16 protein-coding genes are annotated in these 15,759 nt (G+C 58.0%); 5 read left to right on the top strand and 11 right to left on the bottom strand.

Translation table 11 applies throughout. From position 1 onward, the window contains the following. Positions 1-69: 69 nt before the first annotated feature. Entirely contained in the window at positions 70-453 is a 384-nt protein-coding gene (locus ACP7BN_RS04670; protein ID WP_426201994.1) for a PaaI family thioesterase, read from the bottom strand. Next, a complete protein-coding gene (locus tag ACP7BN_RS04665; protein WP_426201993.1) occupies positions 453-2,783 on the bottom strand; it encodes a Tex family protein in 2,331 nt (776 codons plus the stop codon). Before ACP7BN_RS04665 ends, ACP7BN_RS04670 begins: the two co-directional genes overlap by 1 nt. Before the next feature lie 360 nt (positions 2,784-3,143). On the opposite strand from ACP7BN_RS04665, the gene ompR reads away from it, so the two are divergent. Continuing rightward, positions 3,144-3,884, top strand: a complete 741-nt coding sequence (gene ompR / locus ACP7BN_RS04660; protein ID WP_426201991.1) for a two-component system response regulator OmpR — start codon at positions 3,144-3,146, stop codon at positions 3,882-3,884. A gap of 102 nt (positions 3,885-3,986) precedes the next feature. Then, positions 3,987-5,300, top strand: coding sequence for an ATP-binding protein (locus ACP7BN_RS04655; RefSeq protein WP_420646765.1), 1,314 nt, complete (start codon positions 3,987-3,989; stop codon positions 5,298-5,300). Between the two features lie 150 nt (positions 5,301-5,450). Here the strand turns inward: ACP7BN_RS04655 and rimK are convergent, their stop codons facing one another. Together rimK and ACP7BN_RS04645 are read right to left on the bottom strand one after the other, a co-directional pair. Continuing rightward, positions 5,451-6,356 carry a 30S ribosomal protein S6--L-glutamate ligase gene (gene rimK, locus ACP7BN_RS04650; protein WP_007949201.1) on the bottom strand — a complete coding sequence of 302 codons (906 nt, stop codon included), beginning with the start codon at positions 6,354-6,356 and terminating at the stop codon, positions 5,451-5,453. Next, complete coding sequence (locus tag ACP7BN_RS04645) at positions 6,353-6,799, bottom strand: ATP-dependent zinc protease family protein (RefSeq protein WP_175559556.1); 447 nt, start codon at positions 6,797-6,799, stop codon at positions 6,353-6,355. Before ACP7BN_RS04645 ends, rimK begins: the two co-directional genes overlap by 4 nt. Positions 6,800-7,052: 253 nt before the next feature. Here ACP7BN_RS04645 and ACP7BN_RS04640 point away from each other — a divergent pair, with 253 nt between their 5' ends. Next, positions 7,053-7,460 carry an RNA-binding S4 domain-containing protein gene (locus tag ACP7BN_RS04640; RefSeq protein ID WP_426201988.1) on the top strand — a complete coding sequence of 136 codons (408 nt, stop codon included), beginning with the start codon at positions 7,053-7,055 and terminating at the stop codon, positions 7,458-7,460. 131 nt (positions 7,461-7,591) lie between these two features. Here ACP7BN_RS04640 and ACP7BN_RS04635 read toward each other — a convergent pair whose 3' ends face one another. After that, positions 7,592-8,392, bottom strand: coding sequence for a phosphatase PAP2 family protein (locus ACP7BN_RS04635; protein ID WP_426201986.1), 801 nt, complete (start codon positions 8,390-8,392; stop codon positions 7,592-7,594). Positions 8,393-8,496: 104 nt separating this feature from the next. Here ACP7BN_RS04635 and hslO point away from each other — a divergent pair, with 104 nt between their 5' ends. Together hslO and ACP7BN_RS04625 are read left to right on the top strand one after the other, a co-directional pair. Next, the gene (gene hslO, locus ACP7BN_RS04630) at positions 8,497-9,399 is read left to right on the top strand and encodes an Hsp33 family molecular chaperone HslO (protein WP_426201984.1); all 903 of its coding nucleotides are present in this window, start codon (positions 8,497-8,499) and stop codon (positions 9,397-9,399) included. A 182-nt stretch (positions 9,400-9,581) separates the two neighbouring features. After that, positions 9,582-11,123, top strand: coding sequence for a phosphoenolpyruvate carboxykinase (locus ACP7BN_RS04625; RefSeq protein ID WP_426201982.1), 1,542 nt, complete (start codon positions 9,582-9,584; stop codon positions 11,121-11,123). Between the two features lie 76 nt (positions 11,124-11,199). Here ACP7BN_RS04625 and ACP7BN_RS04620 read toward each other — a convergent pair whose 3' ends face one another. The 6 genes from ACP7BN_RS04620 to ACP7BN_RS04595 all read right to left on the bottom strand — a co-directional run bounded on the left by ACP7BN_RS04620 (position 11,200) and on the right by ACP7BN_RS04595 (position 15,520). After that, complete coding sequence (locus ACP7BN_RS04620; RefSeq protein WP_426201980.1) at positions 11,200-12,471, bottom strand: type II toxin-antitoxin system HipA family toxin; 1,272 nt, start codon at positions 12,469-12,471, stop codon at positions 11,200-11,202. Next, positions 12,468-12,947, bottom strand: coding sequence for a helix-turn-helix domain-containing protein (locus ACP7BN_RS04615; protein WP_426201978.1), 480 nt, complete (start codon positions 12,945-12,947; stop codon positions 12,468-12,470). The genes ACP7BN_RS04620 and ACP7BN_RS04615 overlap by 4 nt, the downstream gene beginning before the upstream one ends. 102 nt (positions 12,948-13,049) lie before the next feature. Then, positions 13,050-13,304 carry a hypothetical protein gene (locus ACP7BN_RS04610; protein ID WP_426201976.1) on the bottom strand — a complete coding sequence of 85 codons (255 nt, stop codon included), beginning with the start codon at positions 13,302-13,304 and terminating at the stop codon, positions 13,050-13,052. A 60-nt stretch (positions 13,305-13,364) separates the two neighbouring features. Further along, entirely contained in the window at positions 13,365-13,664 is a 300-nt protein-coding gene (locus tag ACP7BN_RS04605) for a hypothetical protein (RefSeq protein ID WP_426202209.1), read from the bottom strand. A gap of 343 nt (positions 13,665-14,007) precedes the next feature. After that, positions 14,008-15,135, bottom strand: a complete 1,128-nt coding sequence (locus tag ACP7BN_RS04600; protein WP_426201974.1) for a hypothetical protein — start codon at positions 15,133-15,135, stop codon at positions 14,008-14,010. A gap of 106 nt (positions 15,136-15,241) precedes the next feature. Beyond that, positions 15,242-15,520, bottom strand: coding sequence for a hypothetical protein (locus ACP7BN_RS04595; RefSeq protein WP_426201973.1), 279 nt, complete (start codon positions 15,518-15,520; stop codon positions 15,242-15,244). Between the last annotated feature and the right edge of the window lie 239 nt (positions 15,521-15,759).

The following is a 15,759-nucleotide window of genomic DNA, read 5'->3' as shown; positions in this document are numbered from 1 at the left end:
GACGCGGGCGAAGAAAATTCCAACGCTGCGGTCACAGCGCCGAAATTAACTCAAAATGATGGGCAACATCTACAGGACAGCGAACGTGCCTTGCGCTTTTGCGACCAGTTTGTCGCCCTGCATCACATCGGCTTCAACCACCAGCGTGCGTCGGCCCGGGTGGATGACCCGCGCCGTGCACAACACCTCGCCGTCGGAAACGGCGCGGATGTAGTTGATCTTGCATTCGATGGTCGCACTTTGCTGATCAAAGCCGTGGGTGCTGGAACAGGCCAGCCCCATGGCGATGTCGACCAGGCTGAACAGCGCGCCGCCGTGCAGTTTGTTGCCACGGTTGCGCAACTGCGGTTCCAGCGCCAGGGCAACTTGCGCCACCCCGGTTTCCAGACTGTGCAGGCGGCAGCCCAACAGCTTGAAAAATGCGCTCTCGACCAGCCCGGCCGGAATTTCCATCAGCGCTTCTTCAACTGCTTGGCGTTGGCGAACAGCGACGCCATGGCGTTGTTGCTCGGCGCGGCAGTCGCGGTTGGGGCTTCTTTACGCGGCGCGTTGCCGGAAGACTGTCGCGAAGCCGAGCCCGGACGCGAGCCACGTGCGCCGTCGATTTTCTCGCCCGGCGCGTCGCCCATGCGCATCGACAGACCTACGCGTTTGCGCGGGATATCGACTTCCATGACTTTCACTTTCACCACGTCGCCGGCCTTGACCGCTTCGCGTGGGTCCTTGATGAATTTCTCCGACAGCGCCGAGATATGCACCAGACCATCCTGATGCACACCAATGTCGACGAACGCGCCGAACGCCGTGACGTTAGTCACTACGCCTTCGAGAATCATCCCCAGCTCCAGGTCCTTGAGCTCTTCGACGCCTTCCTGGAACTCGGCAGTCTTGAACTCCGGACGCGGATCGCGGCCCGGTTTTTCCAGCTCTTGCAGAATGTCGGTGACGGTTGGCAGACCAAAAGTCTCGTCGGTGAATTTCTTCGGATCCAGACGTTTCAGGAACGCGGCATCACCGATCAGCGAGCGAATATCGCGGTCGGTTTCAGCGGCGATGCGCTGTACCAGCGGATAGGCTTCCGGGTGCACCGCCGAGGAATCCAGCGGGTTGTCGCCGTTCATCACGCGCAAGAAGCCGGCAGCCTGTTCAAAGGTTTTTTCGCCCAGACGTGCGACTTTCTTCAAGGCGGCGCGGGTTTTGAATGCACCGTTTTCGTCACGGTGGGTAACGATATTCTGCGCCAGGGTCGCGTTGAGGCCGGAGATCCGTGCCAGCAGCGCCACGGAAGCAGTGTTCACGTCGACACCGACGGCGTTCACGCAATCCTCGACCACTGCGTCCAGACCGCGCGCCAGTTTCAGCTGCGATACGTCGTGCTGGTACTGGCCGACGCCGATGGATTTCGGATCGATCTTCACCAGCTCTGCCAGTGGATCCTGCAAGCGGCGGGCGATGGACACTGCGCCACGGATCGACACGTCCAGATCCGGGAATTCCTTGGCTGCCAGTTCCGACGCCGAGTACACCGATGCTCCGGCCTCGGAAACCATGACCTTGGTCATTTTCATGGCTGGGTATTTTTTGATCAGCTCGATGGCCAGCTTGTCGGTTTCCCGGCTGGCGGTGCCGTTGCCGATGGCGATCAGGTCGACCGAGTGCTTGGCGCACAGAGCAGCCAGCACAGCGTGGGTCTGATCCCACTTGTTGTGCGGCACGTGCGGATAAACCGTGGTGTGATCGAGCAGCTTGCCGGTGGAGTCGACCACAGCAACCTTGCAACCGGTACGCAAGCCCGGGTCGAGACCCAAGGTGGCGCGCGGGCCGGCCGGAGCCGCCAGCAGCAAGTCGTGCAGATTGTGCGCGAACACGTTGATCGCCTCGGCTTCAGCGCCGTCACGCAGCTCGCCGAGCAGGTCGGTTTCGAGGTGGGTGTAGAGCTTGACCTTCCAGGTCCAGCGCACTACTTCGCCAAGCCATTTGTCCGCCGGACGGCCCTGATTCTGGATGCCGAATTGCTGGCCGATCATGCCTTCGCACGGGTGCATGGTGCCCGGCAGTTCGTCGCCGACTTTCAGTGCGGAGCTGAGAATGCCTTCGTTGCGGCCACGGAAAATCGCCAACGCACGGTGCGATGGCATGCTCTTCAGTGGTTCGTCGTGTTCGAAGTAATCGCGGAATTTGGCGCCGGCCTCTTCCTTGCCGGCGATCACGCGGGCACTCAGGGTGGCTTCCTGTTTCAGGTAATTGCGCAGTTTTTCCAGCAGGTTGGCGTCTTCGGCGAAGCGCTCCATGAGGATGTACTTGGCGCCTTCGAGCGCAGCTTTTACATCGGCCACGCCTTTTTCGGCGTCGATGAAGCGTGCGGCTTCGGTTTCCGGCGTCAGCGATGGGTCGTTGAACAGACCGTCGGCCAACTCGCCGAGGCCGGCTTCGAGGGCAATCTGGCCCTTGGTGCGGCGCTTCTGCTTGTACGGCAGGTACAAGTCTTCGAGGCGGGTCTTGGTGTCGGCAAGCTTGATGTCGCGTTCCAGTTCAGGGGTGAGTTTGCCCTGCTCCTGAATGCTGGCGAGGATGCTGATACGCCGTTCGTCGAGTTCTCGCAGGTAGCGCAGACGTTCTTCCAGATGACGCAACTGGGTGTCATCGAGGCTGCCGGTGACTTCTTTCCGGTAACGGGCGATGAAGGGCACGGTCGAGCCTTCATCGAGTAGCGCGACGGCCGCTTCGACCTGTTGTGGGCGTACGCCGAGTTCCTCGGCGATGCGGCTGTTGATGCTGTCCATAAAACCACCTGACAAATTGTGAAAGCAGGCTCGCAGGCACGGAAATACAGGCCCGGAGTCTGGTTGAGCGGCCTGGTACTCACCGCTGCCTGGGTCAAGAGGCATGCCATTGACCCGTGAAATCGAACAATTACTGCGCTGGCCATGGAAAAAACCAGCGGCCATCTAAGGTAACGATTCAGACGTTGCCTGACACAAAACGCCGCGCATTATAACCAGCGTTCTGACATTCGGGGGCGACGCAGTCTGTAGGCATAAACCCCGGTTTTCTGGCAGCGAAGGAAAAATCTGCTAACAATGCACACGGTGCGTATAACGACAGCTACGCCATAATGCGCGCCGAGCTAAAAGGAGCATCTAATGAGCAGCACTGCACAACCTGCTGAAGGCGAAAAAATTCTTATTGTTGACGACGATCCTGGGCTGAGCAGCCTGCTGGAGCGCTTTTTCGTTAGCAAGGGCTACCGTGCCCGCGCTGTACCGAACACTGAGCAGATGGACCGTTTGCTGGCCCGCGAAGTGTTCAATCTGGTGGTTCTCGACCTGATGCTGCCCGGCGAAGACGGCCTGACCGCTTGCCGCCGCCTGCGTGGCGCGAACAATCAGATCCCGATCATCATGCTCACCGCCAAGGGCGACGAGCTGAGCCGCATCAAGGGCCTGGAACTGGGCGCCGACGATTACCTGGCCAAGCCGTTCAACCCGGACGAACTGATGGCCCGGGTCAAAGCGGTCCTGCGCCGTCAGGCCGCACCGGTACCGGGCGCGCCGGGCAGCGAAGACGAAAACGTCACGTTCGGCGATTACGTGCTGTCGCTGGCGACCCGCGAACTCAAGCGTGGCGACGAAGTACACATGCTCACTACCGGTGAGTTCGCGGTACTCAAGGCCTTGGTGATGAACGCGCGTCAGCCACTGACCCGCGACAAGCTGATGAATCTGGCCCGTGGTCGTGAATGGGATGCTCTGGAGCGTTCCATCGACGTGCAGATTTCCCGTCTGCGCCGGATGATCGAACCCGATCCGTCCAAACCGCGTTATATCCAGACGGTCTGGGGCGTGGGCTACGTGTTCGTACCGGATGGCAACGCCACCAAGTGATTGGTGATTTGTAGGAGCGGGTCTGGCGGATGAGTTGTCCGCAGACTCGCCATCCGCAATATGCGAGCATTGCTCGCTCCTGCAAGTGTGTAGCGCTTATCCATGAAAACCCCCGTCTGGTTCCCGCAAAGTTTCTTCTCCCGCACCCTGTGGCTGGTGCTCATCGTCGTGCTGTTTTCCAAGGCGCTGACCCTGGTTTATCTGTTGATGAACGAGGACGTGCTGGTGGATCGCCAATACAGCCACGGCGTGGCCCTGACGTTGCGCGCCTATTGGGCGGCCGACGAAGAAAACCGCGAGAAGATTGCCGATGCCGCAACCCTGATCCGCGTGGTCGGCGCCGGTGTGCCGGAAGGCGAACAGCACTGGCCGTACAGCGAAATCTACCAGCGGCAGATGCAGGCAGAACTCGGTGCCGACACCGAAGTGCGCTTGCGTATGCACTCGCCGCCGGCGCTGTGGGTGCGCGCGCCTAGCCTGGGTGATGGCTGGCTGAAAGTGCCGCTGTACCCGCATCCGTTGCGCGGACAGAAGATCTGGAACGTGCTCGGCTGGTTCCTCGCCATCGGCTTGCTGTCCACCGCATCGGCGTGGATTTTTGTCAGCCAGCTCAATCAACCTTTGAAGCGCTTGGTCTACGCCGCCCGGCAACTGGGTCAGGGTCGCAGCGTGCGCCTGCCGATCAGCGACACGCCGAGTGAGATGACCGAGGTTTACCGCGCTTTCAACCAGATGGCCGAGGATGTCGAACAGGCCGGCCGCGAGCGTGAACTGATGCTGGCGGGTGTGTCTCACGATTTGCGTACACCGCTGACGCGCCTGCGCTTGTCGCTTGAGCTGATGGGCGATCACACCGATCTGACTGACGACATGGTGCGCGACATCGAAGACATGGACGCGATTCTCGACCAGTTCCTCGCGTTCATTCGTGACGGTCGTGACGAAACCGTGGAAGAGGTGGATCTCAGCGATCTGGTGCGTGAAGTGGCTGCGCCGTACAACCAGAGCGAAGAGAAAGTGCGTTTGCGTCTGGAGCCTATTCAGCCGTTCCCGTTACGCCGGGTGTCGATGAAACGCTTGCTGAACAACCTGATTGGCAATGCCTTGAATCACGCGGGTAGCGGGGTTGAAGTGGCGGCTTATGTATCCGGCGACACCAGTGCGCCGTATGTGGTGCTGAGTGTGATGGACCGTGGCGCGGGGATTGACCCGTCCGAGCTTGAGGCGATTTTCAATCCGTTTACCCGTGGTGATCGGGCGCGGGGCGGGAAGGGGACTGGCTTGGGGCTGGCGATCGTCAAGCGGATTGCTTCGATGCATGGCGGCAATGTTGAGTTGCGCAATCGGTCCGGGGGTGGGCTGGAGGCGCGGGTTCGGTTGCCGCTGGGGTTGATGCTTCCAAGAGACGCCGTTTAACCTTGTGGCGAGGGAGCTTGCTCCCGCTGGAGGCCGAAGGACTCCCGATCCAGACAACCGCGTTCGCTGCTAGAACAAGGTTGCCTGGTTCACGACTGCTGCGCAGCCGAGCGGGAGCAAGCTCCCTCGCCACAGGGGAACAAGCTGCTTTTAACCCTTGCCTTTGGTGCGAGTCATATTCGGCCCGCCATTCTTCTCAAGATGCTCAATGATGATCCCCGCCACATTCTTCCCGGTGGTGGTCTCGATCCCTTCCAGCCCCGGCGACGAGTTCACTTCCATCACCAGCGGCCCGTGATTGGAACGCAAGATATCCACACCCGCCACCGCCAGTCCCATGACCTTGGCTGCGCGCAACGCAGTCATGCGTTCTTCCGGGGTGATCTTGATCAGGCTGGCGCTGCCGCCGCGATGCAGGTTGGAGCGAAATTCCCCAGGCTTGGCCTGACGCTTCATCGCTGCGATCACCTTGTCGCCAACCACGAAGCAACGGATGTCGGCACCGCCGGCCTCCTTGATGTATTCCTGGACCATGATGTTCTGCTTCAAACCCATGAACGCTTCGATCACCGACTCCGCGGCCGTCGCGGTTTCGCACAAGACCACGCCGATGCCCTGGGTGCCCTCCAGCACCTTGATCACCAGCGGCGCGCCGTTGACCATGTCGATCAGGTCTGGAATGTCATCCGGCGAATGCGCGAAGCCAGTTACCGGCAGACCGATACCGCGGCGCGACAGCAGTTGCAGCGAACGCAACTTGTCCCGTGAACGGGCAATCGCCACCGATTCGTTGAGCGGGAACACCCCCATCATTTCGAACTGACGCAACACTGCGCAGCCATAAAACGTCACCGACGCGCCGATTCGCGGAATCACTGCATCGAAGCCTTCCAGCGGTTTGCCACGGTAGTGGATCTGCGGCTTGTGGCTGGCAATGTTCATATAGGCGCGCAAGGTGTCGATCACCACCATTTCATGCCCGCGCTCGGTTCCGGCTTCGACCAGACGGCGGGTGGAATACAGACGCGGATTGCGCGACAGCACAGCGATCTTCATGCAACACCTGTGGAAGAGGTAGATACCGGGAACACCGGCTTGTCTTGTACATATTTGATGCCCGGATTGACCACCAGGTGGCCGTCGATCAGGGCTTTGGAACCGAGCAACAGGCGATAACGCATGGACTTGCGGCAGGCGAGGGTGAACTCGATCGGCCAGACTCGATCACCCAGGGCCAGCGTCGTGCTGATCACGTAGCGCTCCTGCGCGTGGCCGTTAGAGCTTTTGATAGTCTTGCGGGTCACCAGCGGTGCTTCGCAACGCCGGTGGCGCAGTTGCACCACCGTGCCCAGGTGCGCGGTGAAACGCACCCATTTCTGGCCATCGCGCTCAAACGGCTCGATGTCAGTGGCGTGCAGGCTGGAGGTGCTGGCACCGGTGTCGATTTTTGCCCGAAGGCCGGCGACTCCCAGATCTGGGAGCGCCACCCACTCGCGCAGACCGACAACGGTCAAATGGTCAAATGTCTTCAAAAAAATGCTCAACCGGTGAAAACTGCCGACGGGCCTGTATTGGCTCGGATTGGCGGTATTCACGCAGAATAATGGTTAAAAGGCGACAGATATCGACGGCCCGGATTGTTGGTAGTTCAAGCCAGACGGCGACGCGCACATTGTAATGCGCGTCGGGGTAATTCATGGCATGACAGGAACGGTAGTACAGTTCACCAATATTTCAGAATGAGGACATGCCATGGCACAAAAAAGCGAAGAGGACGATAAGGTCCGTCTCGACAAGTGGCTATGGGCTGCGCGCTTTTACAAAACCCGCGCCTTGGCCAAAGCCGCCATCGAGAGTGGCAAGGTGCATTGTCGGGGAGAGCGCTGCAAGCCTGGCAAAGAGCCACGCATCGGCGATGAATTCGAGATTCGCACCGGGTTCGATTCAAAAGTTGTCGTGGTGCAGGCTCTGTCGATCGTACGCCGTGGCGCGCCTGAGGCGCAGACGCTGTATGCGGAGACCGAAGCCAGCATCGCCAAGCGCGAAGCGTCCGCCGAGATGCGCAAGGCCGGTGCGATTGGCGTGACCACCGATGGCAAGCCGAGCAAAAAGCAGCGGCGGGATCTGTTCAAATTTCGTGGGAACAGCAGCAGCGAGTAAGGATGATATTTGTGTAGTGATTGTTGCGGCCTCATCGCTAGCAGGCTAGCTCCCACAGTGAAATGCATTCCAATGTGGGAGCCAGCCTGCTGGCGATCGAGTGCGCAGCACTCGCCATAGGCGACGCAGTATCAGGCGCTACGCACCACACTCATCCGCGAAACCACCGGCAATTTGCCCAGCAAACTAAAAATCGGCGCCGTGACCTTCAGCCAGAAATTCGCCGCGTGATAAGCAAACGGCGTGTAGTAACCCCAGCCCAACGCCCAAACCGCCAACAGCATTCCGCCGATGTAGTCGTCCTGACCCCAATGCGCACCAGCCACCAAACGCGGCAGCATGAACAACAGCGCCAGACCCCACACCGCCAGAAACTGGCCAACCGTGCGGCTGAACACGCCCATGAACAGCGCCCAGATCAGCAATACCGAAGCATGGTCACCGGGAAAGCTCTGGCTCGAGCGATCCTTCAGCTCCCAGGTTTTCTCAAGGTGCGGGAAGTAATCGCTCAGATGCACCGCGCCTTCGAGCACCATCGACGGGCTGCTGTGTTGCCAGCCCATGCGATCGGCGAACTTGGAGAACAGCGCGCGAATCACCACCATCAACAGCAGAATCGAGAAAAAACCGAAAAACGCCCGGCGTGCATCAATCGCCTTGAACACCCAGTCGCCTTTGATGAGAAGCGTCAGCAGAATCAGTCCGACAACGATGTCGAACGGGCGCAGACTTGCAATTGCCCAGATGTGGAGCCATATGGGGTTGCTGGCCAGTGGCGTATTGAGCGAGCGGAACAGCCACTCGTCGAAAAGCACACACAGCATCTGACCCGTAGGCCATAACCAGAAAGCCAGTAGCGCCAACGGCACCACATTGCACAGAACCAGCCGGCCGAGGTTCCATCTGGATTGGAACAAACCCGGATTGTTCATAAAATGCCTCCCGTGGCTGAACGTTACGCACCAAACAGGTGCAAAGAAGCGCGGCATTCTCATATCTTGTAACCATTTTGTCATCAATTCAGATACCCAGACCTATGACCGATCTCCCGGATACCGACTACACCCAACGCTTCATCTTCGATGACAGCGACACTCGCGGCGAATTGGTGTCGCTGGAACGCAGCTATGCCGAAGTGCTCGCCAAGCATCCGTACCCGGAGCCGGTCGCGCAGTTGCTCGGCGAGCTGATGGCTGCCGCGTCGTTGCTGGTTGGCACGCTGAAATTCGACGGCTTGCTGATTCTGCAGGCGCGCTCCGAAGGCCCGATCCCGATGCTGATGATCGAGTGCTCCAGCGAGCGCGAAATCCGTGGTTTGGCTCGTTATCACGCGGACCAGATCGCCCCGGACGCGACCCTCAGCGACCTGATGCCGAACGGCGTCCTGGCCCTGACCGTCGATCCGACCGTTGGCCAACGCTACCAGGGTATCGTCGATCTCGACGGCGAAACCCTCTCCGAGTGCTTCACCAACTACTTCGTCATGTCGCAACAGGTGGGCACGCGGTTCTGGCTGTACGCCGATGGCCGTCGCGCCCGTGGTCTGCTGTTGCAACAGCTGCCGGCCGACCGCTTGAAGGACGAAGAAGAACGCGCCGCCAGTTGGCAGCACATCACCGCGCTGGGCAGTACATTGACCGCCGATGAACTGTTGAGCCTGGACAACGAAACCGTGCTGCACCGTCTCTACCATGAAGAGCAGGTGCGTCTGTTTGATGTGCAGCATTTGCATTTCCATTGCAGCTGCTCGCGTGAGCGTTCGGGCAATGCGCTGGTCAGCCTCGGTCTGGAAGATGCGCAGGCACTGGTCATCGAGCACGGTGGAAATATCGAGATCGATTGCCAGTTCTGCAACGAACGCTACCTGTTTGATGCGACAGATGTTGTCCAATTGTTCGCTGGCGCAGGCGTAGAGACCCCGTCAGATACCCGGCACTAAAACGGTTCAGCGCAGGTAAATTCACTGCGCTACGACGGAATTACGCCGTTACGACGGGAGGACCCTACTCTTTTTGGGCGTTTCTGGCATAATCCGGCCCACTTTTTGTCGCGGTAGTAGTGCACGACTTTCTACTACAAAACGTTTGGAGCACACTCGGCCACTGGCCGACGGGGAATCTCATGACGCAAGCCAATAACGCCGTGTACACCGATCTGAGTGTTGATGATCTGGTAAAAGAAGCCCTGAACCGCGGTGAGGGCGAGCTTGCCGATACCGGCGCTCTGGTTGTTCGCACCGGTCATCGCACCGGTCGTTCGCCAGTCGATCGCTTCATCGTTGAAGAGCCTTCCACCCAGGCCGCTATCGCCTGGGGCCCGATCAACCGCAAGTTCCCGGCCGACAAGTTCGATGCCCTGTGGGACCGCGTTGAAGCATTCAACAACGCACAAGAGCATTTCGTTTCCCACGTGCATGTAGGCGCGGCCGACGATCACTACCTCGCCGTGAAAATGACCACTCAGACTGCCTGGCAGAACCTGTTCGGTCGTTGCCTGTTCATCAATCCGGAAAAGTACAACCCGGCTGGCCGCGATGAGTGGCAAGTGCTCAACGTTGCCAACTTCGAGTGCGTGCCCGAGCGTGACGGCACCAACTCCGATGGTTGCGTGATCCTCAACTTCGCCCAGAAAAAAGTCCTGATTGCTGGCATGCGTTACGCCGGTGAGATGAAGAAAGCCATGTTCTCGGTGCAGAACTTCCTGCTGCCGGCTGCTGACGTACTGCCTATGCACTGCGCGGCAAACATCGGCGAAGAAGGCGACGTGACCCTGTTCTTCGGTCTGTCCGGCACTGGCAAAACCACTCTGTCGGCCGACGAAAGCCGTTACCTGATCGGTGACGACGAACACGGCTGGGGCGAAGGCGTTGTTTTCAACATCGAAGGCGGCTGCTACGCCAAATGCATCGACTTGTCCGAGAAGAACGAGCCGGTCATCTGGAAAGCTATCAAGCACGGCGCAGTGCTGGAAAACGTCGTTATCGACGATGCCAAGCACGCCGACTATGCCGATGTCAGCCTGACCCAGAACAGCCGCGCCGCCTACCCGCTGGAACACGTTGCCAAGCGCTCCGAGAAGAACCTCGGTGGCGAGCCGAACGCAGTAATCTTCCTGACCTGCGACCTGACCGGCGTGCTGCCGCCAGTGTCGATCCTCAACGAAGAACAAGCGGCCTACCACTTCCTGTCCGGCTACACCGCTCTGGTGGGCTCGACTGAAATGGGTTCGGGCAGCGGCATCAAGTCGACCTTCTCCACCTGCTTCGGCGCACCGTTCTTCCCGCGCCCGGCCGGCGAATACGCAGAGCTGCTGATCAAGCGTATCCGCGGCTTCGGCTCCAAGGTCTACCTGGTCAACACCGGCTGGACCGGCGGCGGCTACGGTGTCGGCAAACGCTTCAACATCCCGACTACCCGCGCAGTCATCGCAGCGATCCAGAGCGGCGCCCTGATCGGCACTGCAACCGAGCACCTGGACACCATCAACCTCGACGTGCCACTGGCCGTACCGGGCGTTGAAACTGGCCTGTTGAACCCACGCAACACCTGGGCTGACAAGGCTGCATACGACGAAGCCGCCAAAGCATTGGCCGGTCTGTTCATCGAGAACTTCAAGAAGTTCGAAGTGAGCGACGCGATCAAGGCTGCTGGTCCGAAGTTGTAAGACTTAGGTCTGGTGAATGAGAAAGCCGCCTTTTAGGGCGGCTTTTTTGTGGATAACGGTTTGATGACGCTTACTTTCACTTTTCCGACAGTTGAAAAGCAGGAGCCATATTTTCCTGTTCACGCCTTGGAATGCCAAGCGCGCTGGCCAATGTCGGCCACTGCATAACGGTTAGCTGAAAGTCATTGATGATCTGTTCGGCATCTTCGTTATTAACGCGGAAAGTTCCCGCCACTTCTCGCGCCAGCTCCAGATCCAAAGCGTTATCGGAGTCCGTGATGTTCAGCTTCAACCCATCAGCATGCGCTACCGGATTCATGTCATAAGCCTCGGATAGCCGCCACCCGCGACCAGGATCGAGAATGAAGCCGTGATTGCGCAGATGGTCATCGGTGTTCGAGACCAGAATGTTGAAGACTATTCGTGACCATAACTCGCGCAGGTCGGTGTCTACATCGGAGCCATGCTCAATGATTACCCGAGCCAATTCCATGTAGCTCGCGCCAGTCGAAGCATCGTCGCCGTCGACGCGGTCAGTCATGGTCATGGCAGAGGCGAAGTGGAAACGGCCACCGCTTTCGTTTCGGTCAAAACGTTTGACCATAAAGCAGTGGTGATCACTGGCGTAGCGTTGAGCGGTACCGGTTGCGACCCTTAATCCACAGTTATTGGCGAGAGCATTCACCACCATTTCCCAGCCCCCGACGTCGTAGTCGTCTCGAATGCTCGGAAATTTGGCGATCCACAGTTGCCCGCGCTGGTCTGCGACGCTGGCCTTAGGTCTTGCGCCACCCAGTGATCCGCCGGGTGCGATCAGCATTCTTAGCCATTCGCCACCTTCGACTGATGTATTGTCGGGATCGTTTTCCAGTGCGCGGCTTGCTTGCTCCAACGCGCGCAATTTCAGGAATGGTGGCGCCGCCATGTTTTCTCGGTCATCGAGAAAGCGGCCCTCATCATTGAGTTTGTAGCGCAGGGCTCCTACTCGAAAGGCATCATGCACTCCTAGCAGGTAATCGGACTCAAAGAGCTTGCTGCCTCCAGGCACTATTGCGTCGCGAATTTCTCGTTCCAAACGCCGCTTCATCAGCAAACGTCCCCATCTATCAGGGCTTGAGTCTGCGAACACCCCGAATTGGGATTGATGACCACCCGGAAACTGGTGCCCCTGGAAAAGTTTGATCCGGGGATCCAGCCCCATGAAGCTCAATTCCGGATCCGCAAGTGCGGCAGGATCGTACTCAAACTGGAACCCTTCGTTAGCTCGGGCCTTTCTGGCGTGCAGAAACCCTAAGCGTCTCGCGCCCTTTAAGGATTCCCAGGCTGCATAAACGGCAATTCGCGTCATTCTTTACCTGGCTTCGGGTCGGTTTTCTTCTTGTTCAGCAGATCGGAAAGCGAGTGGGTGTTGAGCGGAAAGTCTTTGGTCAGGTTTGCGATGTACGCGCTGTCCTCAATTACCCCGGTATTTGTGCCATTGGCTGGGGGCGATTTGTTGATCTTCGCCGTTCCACGGACTCTCTGGGGTTTTGCTCCTGGCAGCAACTGGGCATCTTGCAGTTGGCGTCCCAGATCATCGACGTCGGCCATTTTTTTCAAGTCCTTCTCCAAGCCAAGCACCTGCATCACCGACAGATAAGCCCCCATGGTGACGCCCGACCCACCGGACTCTAGCGAGCGCAGTGTTGTCAGCGACATGCCCGATCTTTCGGCGACTTGTCTGGCGGTCAGCTTGCGGCGCAGGCGAGCCAGTTTCAGTCGCTCGCCAAACTCTGAAAGCAGTCTGGATGTGGCGGGCAGCAGCGGCGCTGTTTTCTTAGCCATGTGCCAATATTCCCTCAGTTTTTTAGCTTAACTGCCAGAATAATAGCACTTGAAAGGGGGCATGCTTGATCGAGTTAAATGAGTAAAGTGATTGGTTAAGTATCAATATTCCAGTGCTTTCATCGCTAGGTAGGCAGAATATTGCCACTTAGCTGCGCTGGAGGATTCGTGCCGATGGTCATCCTGGGCGGTTACAGTGGCCACGTTTGCCGACAGGTTCGATTTATCTGGCTCCAATCTAGCCAGTTCGTTCTTCGGTGTTTCAACATGGAACTTGCGAGAGGGACGCTGCAAACCTCGAACGATGTCGTCCATCTCTCGAACGCTTTCAAGTAACTCTTCAAAAAATCGGCTCATGGTTGTTACCTGATTTGGATCATTCCCACGCGAAGCGCAGGAATGAGTTCTCCCTTGGCTTCAGGCCGGTGCTTTCCAATTCATCATGCGTTGCTGCGCAACCTGCAGCAGGTCACAGCCGTCCTGGGTCAGTATGTAGAGCGCATGAGTGATATGGGGGATGTCTTTGACGTCGGCTTGTTTGAAGCAGAGGCAGTAGAGGGTTTCGAGCAGATCGGCGGATGCGCGCAGGCGTTGGAAGGCGCATTCGAGGATGTCTTGCGGGTTGGCTTCTGTGTCGATCACCAAGGGCTTGGTGTCGGTGAGGTTGGATTCGAGTGGCTGGTAGCGATCGGTGGGGAACTGTTTCCGTGAATTCATAAATGCGATCTCTGTAGGCTTCGGATAAACCGCTGCTACCGTGACCAAGCGGTGGAGGCGGACTGTGTTCAAGTTGGTCAAACCGGCAGAGATAACCCGGTACGCCGAAGCGTCCCAAACACAGCCGCCATAAAGCGAGCCGACAAAAAACGTCGGCAGCATACAAGGGCATGCATCCGTTATCTCTGTTTTTTCAGGTGACCAAACCTGAGCCGCTGATTCTTGCAGCGGCGAAGTCGACTATAGATTCGACCCACCAAGCGGCGATAGGCGATAAAGAGTCTTCACTTGTAGGAACAGGACGAAGTTCGCATAGGCCGTTGCTGTAGGTTTTTTCGTCGCCTCAACCAATATGCTGATACGCCGCAACATCCCCCAGCGCGGTGCTCAGCCCCGTGGCCGGCGCGTAGATCGTGCCCTTCACCGCCGAAAACATCACGCCTTTGCTGCCCAGCGAAACGTAGCGCTCGCCTTGATCCAGTTCGGTGAAATAGGTGTAGGAATGCTTTTCCATCGCCTTGTACTGCGCGGCGGCGCGGGTCATGGCGTTGTGGTGGGTTTGCAGGTCGGCTTGGGTCAGGTTGAGTGGCTTGGCCAGCGTAACGCCCCAGCGCTTGAGGCAGGTTTCTGCGAAGTGACGGACGATCAGGCCCGGTTCGGCCAGCACTTTCGCGCCAGCGACGCCATCGGCCGCGGCATTGCCTACCAGTGTGGCGTGGCGGCCGGGCATTGGGAAAATGCTGGTTTTGGTGCCGGTGGCCGTTTGCGGGATGACGCAGCTGAAGCCTTTCGAGCGTTCGTCGCGTGCGTAGAAGCCCACGTACTCTTTTACGTTGTAATTGAGTTTGACCCGGTTCTCCTGAAAGTTGCCGATGCCCGGCACCGGATCAATCGCGAAGATGTTCACCGGGATGTTCTTCAGTGCGCTGTCGTTGAACATTGCGTTGGCCAGCATATGGCAACTGATGCCACCGCGACTCCAACCCACAAGATTGACTTTGGTTGGGATAACACCGTCCTTGCGAAACGTTTTGATTATCTGTTCCTGCAACTTCTGTTGCGTGACGCTGCGATCGCCGTAGTTATATTTGCGCCACATCCACGAACCTTCGACTTTGACATCTTCAATGGGGATGCCGGCAGCTTTCAGGCGGTTGTATTCGGGCTCGGTCAGTTGCTCGCGGTGCCAGTCACACTTGCCTTTAATGATATTCATGGCGTGTTGCACGTTTTCGTCCCAGCCCTTGCCGAATAGCGTGCCGCTGAGCCCGTAGTCTTTGGACTTGGTGAACAGTTCGTCTGCCTGCAAATTGCTGGTGCCGGGACCGTCAACCACCAGCCACTCGGCGAACTCGCGGCCGCCGTGATGCGAGGCGAGCGTGGAAACCAGTTCGCCGTCCCAGTAGTTGCCATTGGTGGTATCAAACTTTGTGGAACCCGTGCCGCAAAAGAAAATAGTTAATGTTGTCATGAGTAGTGCTCTTGGTTGATGTAAGAGCAAACAGACTAGTGCTGGTTTTTCCGATAAATAAAGCGGTGGGTTGTTGCGAGTTTTGTAGGTCTGTAAATTATGTGGCTTATTTAATTTGTTGCTTTGCAACTTCCAGCAGGTCGCATCCATCCTGCATCAATAAATAAAGCGCATTGATGATGTTCGGAATGTCTTTCACATCCGCCTGTTTGAAACACAAGCAGTAAAGAGTTTCCAGAAGGTCAGTGGCTGCACGCATGCGTTGCTCGGCGGCATTGAGCAAATCACTCTGAGTTGCGTCGGTATCAATCACCAGCACCGGATTGTCGCAGTAGTTGCTTTTAAGGGGGCGATAACGGGATTCAAACGGTTCGAAGGTGTTCATGGTTGAGGCGCGTCCTTTATGCAGTCGCTTGGGCGGGCCGACACCCAGTGTTCAGCCGCGCCGGCCACTATAGAAGGGCCTGATCAAGCGGGACAAGACAGCCGCGATGGACAGAATGCGTAGGGGGTTTTCCGTGGCTCGGGTATTTGCCCTACGACTTTTCGAGGCTTTTTCATCACCAAACCCTTAGATGAGAAGTTTCCTACTGGATTATCAGGTGTTTCCTGGCAAACCTCTGT

The sequence above is a fragment of the Pseudomonas sp. TWP3-1 genome (assembly GCF_049896625.1).
Taxonomy (GTDB): Bacteria; Pseudomonadota; Gammaproteobacteria; order Pseudomonadales; family Pseudomonadaceae; genus Aquipseudomonas.
Note: the sequence above shows the minus strand (reverse complement) of the source record. Positions and strands in the feature narration are given on the sequence as shown.